Here is a 12,741-nt window from a genome sequence, read left to right as displayed (position 1 = left end):
TCGGCCGGGGCCCCGCTCCGTTAGTCGTTGTCGTGATGAATCACGGTCTTTTCGCGGTTACCGAATTCATCTTCCTTCTTGATGACGGTGGTGCGGTCGGCAGGCTCGCGCTCCTTGATCACGGTGGTGCGATCACGATCGCGGTCACGCTCTCGATATTCCGGGGACTGTCCGACGGTCACGCCGGCGCCGACCGGACCAACATGAACACCGACTTCGTCGGCGAATGCGGGGGCTGCGATAGCGGTGACCATGGCGGCCGCAAACAGATATTTCCTCATCTCGTCCTCCTCGATTGCATGCGGAGGGAATGCGTGAGTGCGACAATTTGTTCCGGAAGGAACAGGACGGACGTCCCGTTCCCGACCCTCCAGGAACCGACTCACAGGAGCCGCATTTCCCGCTACAATAAGTCGATGAAACACGCTGATTCCTCGATCCATCATACCCGCCGCGCCTTCACGATCGGCGCCGCCACCCTGCTCGCTTTCCCGACGCATGTCTTCGCCGCACCTCCAGGCTTCGACGAATGGCGTGAGGGTTTTCGCGCTCGTGCCATGGCCAAGGGCATCTCGGCTGCGACATGGCAGCGTGCGATGGCGCGGGTCGAGCCCGACATGAGCGTGTTCAAGCAGATGCGGAACCAGCCCGAATTTCATGAGCAGGTCTGGCAATACATCAACCGTCGCGTCTCCGACTGGCGCATCATCAACGGCAAGATCGCGCTGAAGAACAACGAGGCGCTGCTCGCGCGCATCGAGCGCGATTTCGGCGTCGAGCGCGGCACGCTGCTGGCGCTGTGGGGCGTCGAGTCCGCCTATGGCGATCCGCTGGTGCAGCAGAACCACATGACGCCGGTGTTTCCCTCGCTCGCCGCCCTCGCCTGGAACGAACCGCGACGCAAGGCCTATTGGGAGACCGAGTTGATCAACGCGCTACGCATCGTCGACAAGGGCTGGAGCACGCCGGAGCAGATGCAGGGCTCCTGGGCCGGCGCGATGGGGCATTCGCAATGGATGCCGGAGGTCTGGCTCAATGTCGGCATCGACTATGATGGCGACGGCAAGGTGTCGCCGTTCGGCAAGCCCGACGACGCGCTGGGCTCGACGGCAAAATATCTCGTCAATCGCGGCAAGTGGCACCGCGGCGAGCATTGGGGCTACGAGGTGCGCACGCCCGGTGAGATGAGCGGCAGCCGGACCTATGCGGCTTGGCAGGCGGCCGGCGTCACCCGCGCCGACGGCCAGCCATTCCCGCAAGCCTCCGCATCCGCGCAGATGTGGACGCCGGTTGCGGGCGGGCCGACGTTTCTGCTGGGACCGAATTTCAACGCGGTGAAGAGCTACAATCCCTCGATGAACTATGCCCTGGCGATCTGCCATCTCGGCGACCGCTGCCTCGGCGCCCCGCCTTTCATCCAGCCGTTCCCCGGCTCCGAGCGCGCGCTGACACTCGCCGAGGTGCAGGAGATGCAGACGCGCCTGACCAAGGCGGGCTTCGACACCGGCGGCACCGACGGCCGCGTCGGCAACGACACGATGAAGGCAATCAAGGATTTTCAGCAGAGGGCCGGTATCGTGCCTGCGGACGGCTATGGCGGGCTGAAGGTGCTGGCGAAGCTACGCCAGGGGTCTTAGGCCGGCTCAATGCCGGTATTGCGGCTCCTCCGCATCGAGCTGCCGCCGGATCGCCGCAAGATGCAGCCGTGCAGATTCGGAATCGCCCTCGCGCATCTGCCTGTAGGTCTCGGCTGCAATCGCGGGATCGACCGGCAGCACCTGTCGCCCGGTCGACATCGCCAGCACCTGCACCTCGGCGGCGCGTTCGAGATAGTAGAGATCGTCCCAGGCCTCCGCGATGGTCGGTGCCAGCACCATCACGCCGTGATGCTTCATGAAGATGATATCGGCATCCCCAACGGCGGATGCGATGCGCGCACCTTCGCGGTTGTCGAGCGCAAGGCCATTGTAGTCGCGGTCCACGGCCGTGCGACCATAGAACTTCAGCGCGGTCTGGCCGGCCCAGATCAGCGGATCGCCTTCGGTCATCGACAGCGCCGTGGCGTAGGGCATGTGGGTGTGGAAGGCGACCTTGGCGCGCGGCAGGCGCTTGTGCATCTCGGCATGGATGTAGAACGCGGTCGCCTCGGGTACGCCCTCGCCGTCGAGCACGCTGCCGTGGAAATCGCAGATCAGCAGCTTTGACGCGGTCAGCTCGCGGAAGGCGTAGCCGTAAGGGTTGACCAGGAACAGATCGTCATGGCCCGGCACCACGGCCGAGAAGTGGTTGCAGATGCCCTCCTCAAAGCCGTTGCGCGCAGCCATCCGAAAGCAGGCGGCAAGATCCTCGCGCGCGCTGCGGATCGCGTCGGTGACGAGGTCCGGACGGTTCGAGCGGAACGTTGCCGGCGTGGAGGACGAAGAGTGAAGGCTGTGCGCCATGGCGGAAGGACACCTCTGTCGTTCGGAAGACGCCCGCGTTGTACAGGTCCGACGCCTGCGCGTCAGCCCCCGCGCGCGCACCCTGCCCTTCGCAGCCCGCGAGGCGGTCTATTGCCGCCGCGGCACGCCGCCGGCATTCATGCCGCCGTCGATGACGAGCTCGCTGCCGGTGACGTAGCGCGAGGCATCGGAGGCCAGATACAGCACGCCGGAGGCAATTTCAGAAGCATGGCCGGCGCGGCCGAGCGGCGTGACGAGGCGCGCACGCTCCTCGGGATCGATCGGTGCATTGCCCTGGTTGCCGGTCGCGCCGGTCGGGATCTTGCCCCAGATCGGGGTGTCGATGATGCCGGGATGGACGGAGTTGACGCGGATGCCGTCGCCGGCGGCCGCGCACTCCATCGCGATCGACTTCGCGAACAGCCGCACGCCGCCCTTGGTCGCCGAATAGGCCGACAGCCCAGGCGCGCCGCGCAGGCCCGCGAGCGAGGACATCATGACGATCGAGCCGCCGCCGGTCTTGCGCATCAAGGGCAGGCAATGCTTGACCGAGAGGAAGACGCCGTCGAGGTTGATCGCGTTCTGCTTGCGCCAGTCGCTGAGCGTCATGTCGACGATCGAGGGCACGGCGATGCCGATGCCGGCGTTGGAGACGAGAATATCAAGCCGGCCAAAGCGCTTCGCGATCTCGGCTGTGATCTCGATCCAGCGCTCTTCGCTGGTGACGTCCTGCTCCAGGAAAATCGCCTTGCCGTCGGCCTTGGTGATGCGATTGGCGAGCTCGGGGCCGCGCAGCTCGTCGATGTCGGTGGCAATGACGGTGGCGCCCTCGCGCGCGAATAGCTCGACGACGGCTTCGCCGATGCCGGAGGCGCCGCCCGTCACCAGCGCCACTTTACCCTCAACCTGCCCTGCCATGTTCACTCCCAGTTTTGCTGTTAGCTTTTTTGTTGTTTGCCGGGCCTATCTAATCATGGATGGTCCCTGATCGGGTAGCGCGACGTCGATGACGCGGAATTGCACACGCTCGGCGCCCTGATAGCGATCGACCGACAATGATCCCGCGACATGCAATTGCTGGCCGCGATTGGCAACGAGCGCGTTGCCGAGCTTCTGTCCGATCGAACGGAACGCGATGCCGTTGACGATGGCGCCGTCGCCCGACTTGAAGCGTAGCCTCAAATGTGCCTGTCCCACCTCGTCGGCATAGACGAGCTGGTGCGCCGGCAGCGCCAACACGACTTCCGGATTGCCGCTGCCGAAGGGACCCGCGCGGTTGAGCGTCGCTGCAAGCTCGGTCGTCACCGCGCGCGCGGAGACCGCGCCGTCGATGTAGAGCTCGTTGACGTGGCGCGCCTCGGCAACGTCGCGCCCCAACGCATTCTCGAGGTAGGCGCGAAACTCGGCGAGTTTTTCCTTCCGTAGCGTGACCCCCGCAGCCATCGCGTGGCCGCCCCCCTTCAGCAGAATGCCATCGGCGACCGCCTGCCGCACGGCCTTGCCGATATCGACGCCGGCAATCGAACGGCCGGAGCCGGTGCCGATGCCGCCGGGCTCCAGCGCGATCGCAAAGGCGGGCCGCGAGAACTTCTCCTTCAACCGGGACGCAACGAGACCGACCACGCCGGGATGCCAGCCTTCGGAGGCCGTGACGATCACGCCGATCTTGTCCTCGAGCCCGATCGAGGCGAGCGCCTCGGCTTCGGCCTGCGCTTCGGCCGCCTGCTCGATGACCCGGCGCTCGCTGTTGAGGCGGTCGAGTTCGGCGGCGATCCGCGCGGCCTCGACGCTGTCACCCTCCAAAAGCAGGCGCACGCCGAGATCGGCGCGGCCGATGCGACCGCCGGCATTGATGCGCGGCCCCAGCATGAAGCCGAGATGCCAGGCCTCCGGCGGGCCGTTGAGCCGCGCCACGTCCATCAGCGCTGTGTGGCCGACATGGTCGCGCCGCCGCATCGCGATCAGGCCCTTGGCGACGAACGCGCGGTTGAGACCGATTAGCGGCGCGACATCAGCAACCGTGCCGAGCGCGACGTGATGCAGCATGCCGAGCAGATCCGGCTCGGGCATCTCCGCATTCCAGAAGCCGCGCTGGCGTAATTCACGATTGACCGCGACCAGCGTCACCAGGACGAGGCCGACGGCGGCGAGATGGCCGAGGCCGGAGAGATCGTCGAGCCGGTTCGGATTGACCAGCGCGTCGACCTCCGGCAGCTCCGTGCCGGCCTGATGATGGTCGATCACGACGACGGACATGCCGATACGTTTTGCTTCGGCGAGCGGCTCGATGCTGGTGGTGCCGCAATCGACGGTGACGAGCAGCGTGGCGCCCTTTTCGGCCAGCGCGCGCACGGCTTCCGTGTTGGGCCCGTAGCCCTCGAAGATGCGGTCGGGAATGTGGATCAGCGGATCGAGCCCGCAATGCCGCAGATGCCAGGTCAGCAGCGCCGCCGAGGTCGCGCCGTCGACATCGTAGTCTCCGAAGATCGCGACCTTCTCGCCGTTCGCTGCGGCATCCGCGATCCGCTTCGCGGCGGCCTCCATCTCCGTCACCGTGAACGGGTCCGGCAGAAGCTTGCGGATGGTGGGATCGAGGAAATCTGCGACGGCGTCGCTGTCGACGCCGCGGCCTGCCAGCACCCGCGCCAGGAGCTCGGGCAGTTGCTGGCGCTGCACGATGGCAAGCGCTTTCGCCGCCCCGCGGGCATCCAGCCGGTCGCGCCAAAGCTTGTCGGTGAGCGAGCGCGCCACTCCCAGGAACGCCTGGGGCGCTTCAACGGGCAAGGCGGTAGCGGGCGGCGTCATGAACAGCTGTCGGTTTGAGGAACCTGGGAGCCGGAGGGATTGCATCGCCCGGCCGACGGACGATTGGCCCGCAATCCCTCGGGATTTGCAACGTCTGCGCGGTACAAAGCGGTGGATTGCCGCTTTGCTACCCGGACTGACTATCATTTGAGCATTCCGCAAAACAGCAAATTAAGCAGGCGTTAGGCGGAATCTCCGAAAAAGAATCGTATTCGATCTGTCAGTGATTGTTCCGGGTTCGTTGCAGATCAGACCTCATTGCCAAGGGAAGCCCCCGATGTCTGCTGCGCTGGGTTTCAAAGCCAAGCCGATCGCCAATGAACCCGCTGATGATGATTCCGACATCTCCGCGCTGATCAACCGCCTCACGGCGGAGGTCAACCAGATCGCGGTCGACAAGACCAAGGCGATCCAGCAGATCACCAACCAGATGAAGATGCTGGCGCTGAACGCGTTGATCGAAAGCTCGCGCGCCGGCGCGCAGGGCGCGGGCTTCGCCGTGGTGGCGCAGGAGGTCCGCGGCGTCGGCCAGCAGGTCGAGACTATCGCCCGCGAACTCGAAAGCCAGCTGACCAAGCGCACCGGCGACCTCGTCGCCTCGATCGACCGCATGAGCCAGCGCTCGCGCGGCGAGCGCATGGTCGACCTCTCGCTCAACGCCATCGAGCTGATCGACCGCAACCTCTATGAACGGACCTGCGACGTGCGCTGGTGGGCGACCGATTCCGCGCTGGTCGGTTGCGCGGCCTCGCCCGACGCCGCGGCCGTGTCCCATGCCTCGCAGCGTCTCGGTGTGATCCTAGGAGCCTACACCGTCTATCTCGACCTCTGGCTCTGCGATCTCGACGGCAACGTCATCGCCAACGGCCGCGCCGACCGCTTTCGCGCTGTCGGCCAGAACGTCGCCCACACCAAATGGTTTCGCGAGGCCAAGACCCTGCGCTCCGGCGACGACTATGTCGCCGGCGACGTCGAGAAGCACCGCTGCTCGGCAATGCCCAGGTCGCGACCTATTGCGCCAGCGTCCGCGCCGGCGGCCAGGCCAACGGCGCGCCGATCGGGGTGCTCGCCATCCATTTCGACTGGGAGGCGCAGGCCCGCGCCATCGTGCAAGGCGTGCGCGTTGGCGACAGCGACAAGGCGCGCGTGCTGCTGGTCGACTCCAATCTTCGCGTGATCGCCGCTTCCGACGGACAAGGCATTCTCAGCGAACGCATCTCGCTGTCGCTCAACGGCCAGCGTTCCGGCTTCTACCAGGACGGCTCGGGCACGCTGGTCGCGTTCCATGCGACGCCCGGCTACGAGACCTATCGCGGCCTGGGCTGGTACGGCGTGATCGTCTGCGGGGCCTGAAGCTGCAGGCGGCTCGCCTATCCAACTCAAAACCGTGAAAACAACCCCATGCACAGTAGCCATCTCGTTGTTTTGATGACGGTTTTTTCGCCGTTTGACGCGGGCAAAACACTGGCATGCATGCGATCATGGCGTCGTTCGCGGTCCAGCCTCAGAGCGCTAGGCTCTGGTGATATCGTCTTCGACGGCCCGCAGCGACGTAATTCCGAGCGTTTGCGACGGACGCTCTCCGAACATTGCCAGGTAGTATTGCGAGAACCGGCCGAGTTCGTAAAAGCCCTGCTGCATGGCGACCGCTGTCACGGTGGTCGAGCCGGGTGCGCTCTGGTGCAGGATCGAATGAACAGCGCAAAGACGCTTGTGCCTGAGGAAGCTGACCGGGCCGAGACCGAATACCTCCTGAAACGCGCGGTGGAGGGTGCGCCGCGATACGCCGAGCGCCGCGCAGATTTCCGACACGTGCACCGGACGGGTGCCGGCGTCGTCGAGAAACTCCTCGACCTTGCGGATCAGCCGTCGCGCGGAAGGGAGCCAGCCATTGCCGTCGGGTGGCAGCGACGACGCGACGTTGGTAGCCATGCATTCGGCGATCGATCGTTTCCAGAAATCGGCTGTTGATGGCGTCAGTCCGTATTTGTTGTCGCGCAGGTGCGACATGATCCGGACCAGGCGGCGCGAGGCGATTGCGCCGCTCTCGATGTCCGCGCGGAAATGACCGCGGCTGCGCCAGGTGTCAGGATCACTCAGCCGTGCTTTTCCGGCGAACAGCGTCGCGACCTCGTTGAGGTCGAACCGCATGGCGGCGTAAGCGGAGCCGCCGTGAAAAACCCCGTCATGTTCGAGCAGCGGCGGAATGACGAGCACATCGTTGAGCTGCATGTCGAACGACCAGTGGGCGACGCGCTCTTCAGCCGCGAGCAGCATGCCGATGATCAGTCTGTCGTCGCTGGAAACCCGCTGCGTGCGCATGCCGACGTTGAATGCACCGATGCTGAGCGAGAAGTCGCCGATGCCGACATGGGACAACGTTCCGCGCAACCGACCGCGGCCGAGTTGCATCACATCGACATGCGAGCCATGGACGGCCTGCTGAAGTCCTTCGAAACCGTCCAGCTTGCGCGAATCAACCAGGAGGACTTGCCCCATGGCTGTACCCTGTTACTGAAGCGCGACAATTCTGCGGCAGGCGAGGCCTCACCAACTCCCCCGCAGACTGGCACAAACTGCACATCACAGCCGTCCAGTCTTCGGGTACCGTTTGCAACCTTAGCGATATTGAGCGGACGCGCTTTGGGGATGGCAGAGCGCACGCGGCATGGATTTGCCGCGTGGTCGAAAACGTGCGTGCAAAAGAAAGAGATGTTGACGCAGCGTCCTCCTCTCCCCGAGTGCCAAAAAAATGGGGCTAGACAATGCGTCTAATGGGCCGGGCAGAGAGCTATCGTCGAAGTCTGCCAGAGTTGGCGCAGTAGCATCAGGTGGACTACGAGCATCGGAGCTTCCACCATGTTGCGAGCAGATCTGGATCACTGCGAGTGGTTGCCGGATGATTTGAAGACCGGCGAGATGGTCTTCATTCCCGGCGGAACCTTTCGCATGGGATCCGACCATCACTATCCCGAGGAAGCGCCGAGCCATCGCGTCGCTGTCGACGGCTTCTGCATTGACCGCACGCCCGTGACCAACCGGCAGTTCAAGCAGTTCGTCACCGCAACCGGCCATGTCACCGAGGCGCAGATCGTTCCCGATCCGAAGGACTATCCGGGCGCGCTGGCAGAGATGCTCTACGCGGGATCGCGGGGTGTTCTCACCGCTGCCGCGCATCACCGATCTCACCGACTGGAGCCAGTGGTGGACTTTCCTGCGCGGCGCCAACTGGCGCCATCCGCATGGTCCCGGCAGCAACATCAAGGATCTCGACGACCATCCTGTCGTTCACGTCTCCTTTAGCGATGCGGCAGCCTATGCCCACTGGGCCGGCAAGGACTTGCCGACGGAGGCGGAATGGGAATTTGCGGCGCGCGGCGGCTTCGAGGCGGAGGAATACGCCTGGGGCGATGCGCTGATGCCAGGCGGCAAGCACATGGCCAATATCTGGCAGGGCAACTTCCCCGTCCAGAATCTCGGCGAGGATGGGTACGAGCGTACCTCGCCGGTCATGGCCTTCCCGCGGAACGGCTACGGTCTCTACGACATGATCGGCAATGTCTGGGAGTGGACCTCCGACTGGTGGGCGTCAAAACACGTCGCCGACGCTGCCAAACCTTGCTGCATCCCCAAAAATCCCCGCGGCGGCGGTGAGCACACAAGCTACGACCCTCGCCTCCCCGACATCCAGATTCCGCGCAAGGTCCTCAAGGGCGGCTCGCACCTCTGCCCGCCAAACTATTGCCGGCGATATCGTCCGGCCGCGCGGCACGCCGAGCCGATCGATACCTCGACCAGCCATGTCGGGTTCCGCTGCGTGGTGCGAATGCCGTCTATAACCGAACGCCGAAACGAAGGACGTGCTGCAATCTAGCGAGCGCCGCTGGTGAGAGGCTGGCGCCAGCGGTGCGCTCCGCGCGTCGGACTGTTTCGATATGCAACTTTCGGCGATCGATAAACATCTTCAGCATTTTTGGACAAGGCAGGCCGGTTACAGGCAAGAGCCTGCCCCATTTCCCCGGTAAGAGTCGCCTCATCGCATCGCGACGCGCGCTCCGTCGACCCTGAAACGCTCGCGCCCGCAACGTGCCGAGGAGATAGGCCATGAAGATCGTCGTGATCGGCGGGACCGGATTGATTGGATCCAAGCTGGTGGCGAAGCTCAAGCAGCAAGGCCACGACGCGGTCGCGGCTTCGCCGAAGTCGGGCGTGAACGCGGTGACCGGGGAAGGTCTCGCAGCAGTGCTGGCGGGCACCGATGTCGTCGTCGACGTTGCCAACGCGCCGTCCTGGGAGCCTGCCGCCGTGCTCGAATTCTTCCAGCGTTCGAGCAAGAATCTCGTCGCGGCCGAGGCCGCAGCGGCGGTGAAGCATCATGTGGCGCTCTCGATCGTCGGAACCGAGCGCTCGCCCGATAACTCCTATTTTCGCGCCAAGCTGGCGCAGGAGACTATCATCAAGTCTTCGTCGGTCCCCTACTCGATCGTCCGCGCCACCCAGTTCTTCGAATTCCTCAGCGCCATTGCCGAGATGGGTGCGGCCGAGGGTGGGATCGTTGTTCCCTCGGCATTGTTTCAGCCCATCGCGGCCGAGGACGTGGCCGATCGCCTCGCAGAAATCGCGATGAGCCCGCCGCTCAACGGCACGATCGATATCGCAGGACCTGAGAAGGCGCCCTTTAATGAATTCATCGCACGCCGCCTGAAGGCGTCCGGCGACCCCCGACCGGTGGTGGGAGACCCAAAGGCGCCGTACTACGGCGCTCCCATCGACGACACATCGCTGAACCCTCTCGGCGAGGCGCGGCTTGGCAAAACGCCGCTCGCAACATGGCTCGCGAGACTTTGAGGAGACCCCCATGCGCAGATTGCTGATCGCAACCGCTGTTTATGCCGCATCATTCCTGACGGCCCATGCCGCCGAGACGGCGACGCCCACGGCCAAGGTGACGCTCGTGTTCGACCAGGCGCTGCCCAATGTCCCGGGCAAGAGCATGAAGGGCGTACTGGTCGAGTATGGTCCCGGAGGCTCCTCGCCGGCCCACATCCACGCGCCCTCGGCTTTCATCTACGCCACCGCCCTGGAAGGAGCGATCCGCAGTCAGGTCAATGACGGCCCGGTCAAGGTCTTTCACAAGGGCGAGAACTTCTCCGAAAAGCCCGGCGACCGCCATGCCGTCAGCGCCAATGCCAGCGAGACCGAACCCGCAAAATTGCTGGCCGTCTTCGTGGTGGATACGGCCGACAAGGAGCTGACGATGCCGATCCCGAAATAGCGCACAATCGGCGAGCGGCATTGCCACCTCGAGGCGTTGGTTTCATCCGGGGCTGCCTACGAATGCCACCGGCGTGCCTTTCGAGACACGCCCGGCGACGCGCTCGGCATCCCAATTGGTCAGACGCACGCAGCCGTGAGATTCCGCCTTGGAAATCTTCTCCGGCGAGGGCGTGCCGTGAATGCCGTAGCCCTCGGCAGACAGGTTGATCCAGACCGTGCCGACCGGATTGTTCGGGCCGGGCTTGATGGTGAAGGGCTTGCGGGAATGGACGCCCTTGAAGCGATAAGCGGGATTGTAGCGATAGTACGGATTTCGGCTGACTTCCGTGACCTTGAGCGTGCCTGAGGGCGACGGCTTCTCTTCGCTGCCGACGGTCGCGGGATAAAATCCGATCAGCGCATTCGTTTTGTCGAACAGTTTTACGGTCTGCCTGACCTTGTCGACCTCGATCCTCTCGGCCTTGGTGGGGATGCCCTCGCCTGCGCCTGATGTGTCCACCACGACGATGGTGTCGCCGGCGCGATCGAAATGGCGTCCGGAGTTGAGCGCGGCCAGGAGCTGCTCGCTCATGTGAAATTTCTCGGCCAGGGCCTCGCGCGCACTGGTGAAGCCGAGCTTTGTAAGCTCCTTCATGTCCTCCATCTTCGACGGCAGCTTTTTCAGGAAAGGACCCGCCACGTCCTGCTCGGTGATGGCATAGGTCATCGTCACCGGCCGGTCGTCCGCCCGTAACGCGGTCCAGACATCGTCCGTCACGGTGTCCGAAACCGGCAGCTGCCGTGCTTCGGCATAGGCCCGCAACGCCTTTTTAGCGTTCTCGCCGAACCTGCCGTCGATCGCGCCGGGCGAGAAGTGCGCGCGGTCCAGCAGGACCTGCAACCGGACCCCGGCCGCGGTCGGCTTATCGTTCGACAGGGTTTTCTTCGACGGCTCGGCGACGTTGATGGCAGCGGCGTCGATCTCCGCGGCGAACGCCGGCGGCGCAGCCAGAGCGAAGACCAGAAAGATGCAAATCTGCCCCGCTTTTCCGAGCGACATCGCCGGGTCCTTTCACGTTTCCGACGGTTCAGTGATCAACTCCCGAGCCGCGGCGCTAGCGAGCTTGCGGTATTGGTGTTCGTACTGCCTTGCCATTCGGCTCGCAGAGAAGCGCTCCTCGAAGCGGGCGCGCACCTTCCTTCGATCCAGTTTTCCCAGTTCGCCGATCGCCTTGACGGCCTGCTCCTCGTTCTCGACGATGAAGCCGGTCAATCCATGCTCGACGACTTCGGGGACGGAGCCGGAGCGATAGGCGATCACGGGCGTTCCGCATGCCATCGCTTCGATCATGACCAGCCCAAACGGCTCCGGCCAATCGATCGGAAACAGCAGAGCAGCGGCTTCGGCAAGGAAGGGCTGTTTCTTTGCGTCATCGACTTCACCAACAAGCCGGATATCCTTGCCGTCGACGTTCGGCTCGATGTGGTTCCTGAAGTAGGCCGTCTCGGCGCGCGGGACCTTCGCGGCGATATGGAGGGGCATCTGGACTGCGCGCGCGATACGGATGGCGTCCTGCGGACCCTTGTCTGCGGTGAGCCGCCCTAGAAACGCCAAATAGGACCCCTGTTCGTAGGACGGCCGAAACAGATCGGGCGGCAGTCCGTGCTGGATGGTTCCGATCCATTTCGCATCCGGAAGCGGCAGCCGCTGATGATCGGAAATCGACACGAAACATGCTTCAGGGAAGTGCCTGACGACGTCGGGTAGTCCGGGCAAGTCGAGGCGACCGTGCATGGTCGTGAGGAACGGCACGCCGAGACGACTGAGCAACGGCAGGGACAGCCAGTCGACATGCGCGTGGATTACGTCGAATTCTTTCGCACGCCTTGCGATTGCCTCCATCAGCATCGCGCTTGCGGCGGTCGGGTCCGCCCCCTTCTGTCCGAGCCGCAGCGCGCGGGGCCAGACCGGATGAAGCGCACCATTCGTCCTGGAATCGCCGCTCGCAAACAGCGTGACTTCGTGGCCGAGCTCGACCAGCCCATCCACCAGCCAGGCCACCACCCGCTCGGTGCCCCCGTAGAGCTTCGGAGGGACGCTTTCGGCCAGGGGAGCAAGCTGAGCGATGCGCATGGCAGGCTACCGTCAAGCCGCCGCACGCACGATCAGCACGATCGCGGCGGACAGAAGGTTCGAAATCGCGAGCAGCGTCCAATTCGGCCTGGCACTTGCGGCCGC

The 12,741-nt window shown here is 64.4% G+C and carries 10 protein-coding genes and 2 pseudogenes; 5 read left to right on the top strand and 7 right to left on the bottom strand.

The annotated features are described in order from the left end of the window. Positions 1-20 precede the first annotated feature (20 nt). Positions 21-281 (bottom strand): hypothetical protein, encoded by a 261-nt coding sequence (locus IVB36_RS02845; protein ID WP_007591459.1) that lies wholly within the window; start codon positions 279-281, stop codon positions 21-23. A 135-nt stretch (positions 282-416) separates the two neighbouring features. Between IVB36_RS02845 and IVB36_RS02840 the strand changes: the two genes are divergently transcribed. Beyond that, entirely contained in the window at positions 417-1,637 is a 1,221-nt protein-coding gene (locus IVB36_RS02840; protein WP_018454406.1) for a lytic murein transglycosylase, read from the top strand. A 6-nt stretch (positions 1,638-1,643) separates the two neighbouring features. Here the strand turns inward: IVB36_RS02840 and IVB36_RS02835 are convergent, their stop codons facing one another. The 3 genes from IVB36_RS02835 to recJ all read right to left on the bottom strand — a co-directional run bounded on the left by IVB36_RS02835 (position 1,644) and on the right by recJ (position 5,246). Then, on the bottom strand, positions 1,644-2,441 hold the full coding sequence (locus IVB36_RS02835; RefSeq protein WP_085385270.1) for an aldolase: 798 nt from the start codon (positions 2,439-2,441) through the stop codon (positions 1,644-1,646). Positions 2,442-2,549: 108 nt separating this feature from the next. Further along, on the bottom strand, positions 2,550-3,359 hold the full coding sequence (locus IVB36_RS02830) for a glucose 1-dehydrogenase (protein ID WP_247390562.1): 810 nt from the start codon (positions 3,357-3,359) through the stop codon (positions 2,550-2,552). 45 nt (positions 3,360-3,404) lie between these two features. Further along, entirely contained in the window at positions 3,405-5,246 is a 1,842-nt protein-coding gene (gene recJ, locus IVB36_RS02825; protein WP_247390557.1) for a single-stranded-DNA-specific exonuclease RecJ, read from the bottom strand. Positions 5,247-5,523: 277 nt separating this feature from the next. Here recJ and IVB36_RS02820 point away from each other — a divergent pair. Then, positions 5,524-6,599: pseudogene (locus tag IVB36_RS02820) on the top strand (methyl-accepting chemotaxis protein). Between the two features lie 159 nt (positions 6,600-6,758). On the opposite strand, the gene IVB36_RS02810 reads toward IVB36_RS02820, so the two are convergent. After that, positions 6,759-7,745, bottom strand: a complete 987-nt coding sequence (locus IVB36_RS02810) for a helix-turn-helix domain-containing protein (protein WP_204511114.1) — start codon at positions 7,743-7,745, stop codon at positions 6,759-6,761. A gap of 360 nt (positions 7,746-8,105) precedes the next feature. Between IVB36_RS02810 and IVB36_RS02805 the strand changes: the two are divergent. The 3 genes and pseudogenes from IVB36_RS02805 to IVB36_RS02795 all read left to right on the top strand — a co-directional run bounded on the left by IVB36_RS02805 (position 8,106) and on the right by IVB36_RS02795 (position 10,521). Continuing rightward, a pseudogene (locus IVB36_RS02805) lies at positions 8,106-9,120 on the top strand (formylglycine-generating enzyme family protein). 230 nt (positions 9,121-9,350) lie between these two features. Further along, the gene (locus IVB36_RS02800; RefSeq protein WP_247390548.1) at positions 9,351-10,094 is read left to right on the top strand and encodes an SDR family oxidoreductase; all 744 of its coding nucleotides are present in this window, start codon (positions 9,351-9,353) and stop codon (positions 10,092-10,094) included. Positions 10,095-10,104: 10 nt separating this feature from the next. After that, entirely contained in the window at positions 10,105-10,521 is a 417-nt protein-coding gene (locus tag IVB36_RS02795) for a cupin domain-containing protein (RefSeq protein WP_247390546.1), read from the top strand. A 42-nt stretch (positions 10,522-10,563) separates the two neighbouring features. Here the strand turns inward: IVB36_RS02795 and IVB36_RS02790 are convergent, their stop codons facing one another. Next, positions 10,564-11,562: a L,D-transpeptidase family protein gene (locus IVB36_RS02790; protein WP_247390543.1), complete on the bottom strand. Its 999-nt coding sequence runs from the start codon at positions 11,560-11,562 to the stop codon at positions 10,564-10,566. A gap of 12 nt (positions 11,563-11,574) precedes the next feature. After that, positions 11,575-12,636: a glycosyltransferase family 4 protein gene (locus tag IVB36_RS02785; protein WP_085353476.1), complete on the bottom strand. Its 1,062-nt coding sequence runs from the start codon at positions 12,634-12,636 to the stop codon at positions 11,575-11,577. Positions 12,637-12,741 lie beyond the last annotated feature (105 nt).

This window comes from Bradyrhizobium sp. 35, from assembly GCF_023073215.1.
Classification (GTDB): Bacteria; Pseudomonadota; Alphaproteobacteria; order Rhizobiales; family Xanthobacteraceae; genus Bradyrhizobium; species Bradyrhizobium canariense_D.
The sequence above is the reverse complement of the archived record's forward strand: the minus strand, read 5'-3'. Positions and strand labels throughout refer to the sequence as shown.

What these genes read in the sequence shown, in the direction of transcription:
- IVB36_RS02845 (WP_007591459.1), bottom strand. Translation starts at nt 281, where the DNA reads ATGAGGAAATATCTGTTTGCGGCCGCCATGGTCACCGCTATCGCAGCC.
- IVB36_RS02840 (WP_018454406.1), top strand. Translation starts at nt 417, where the DNA reads ATGAAACACGCTGATTCCTCGATCCATCATACCCGCCGCGCCTTCACG.
- IVB36_RS02835 (WP_085385270.1), bottom strand. Translation starts at nt 2,441, where the DNA reads ATGGCGCACAGCCTTCACTCTTCGTCCTCCACGCCGGCAACGTTCCGC.
- IVB36_RS02830 (WP_247390562.1), bottom strand. Translation starts at nt 3,359, where the DNA reads ATGGCAGGGCAGGTTGAGGGTAAAGTGGCGCTGGTGACGGGCGGCGCC.
- recJ (WP_247390557.1), bottom strand. Translation starts at nt 5,246, where the DNA reads ATGACGCCGCCCGCTACCGCCTTGCCCGTTGAAGCGCCCCAGGCGTTC.
- IVB36_RS02810 (WP_204511114.1), bottom strand. Translation starts at nt 7,745, where the DNA reads ATGGGGCAAGTCCTCCTGGTTGATTCGCGCAAGCTGGACGGTTTCGAA.
- IVB36_RS02800 (WP_247390548.1), top strand. Translation starts at nt 9,351, where the DNA reads ATGAAGATCGTCGTGATCGGCGGGACCGGATTGATTGGATCCAAGCTG.
- IVB36_RS02795 (WP_247390546.1), top strand. Translation starts at nt 10,105, where the DNA reads ATGCGCAGATTGCTGATCGCAACCGCTGTTTATGCCGCATCATTCCTG.
- IVB36_RS02790 (WP_247390543.1), bottom strand. Translation starts at nt 11,562, where the DNA reads ATGTCGCTCGGAAAAGCGGGGCAGATTTGCATCTTTCTGGTCTTCGCT.
- IVB36_RS02785 (WP_085353476.1), bottom strand. Translation starts at nt 12,636, where the DNA reads ATGCGCATCGCTCAGCTTGCTCCCCTGGCCGAAAGCGTCCCTCCGAAG.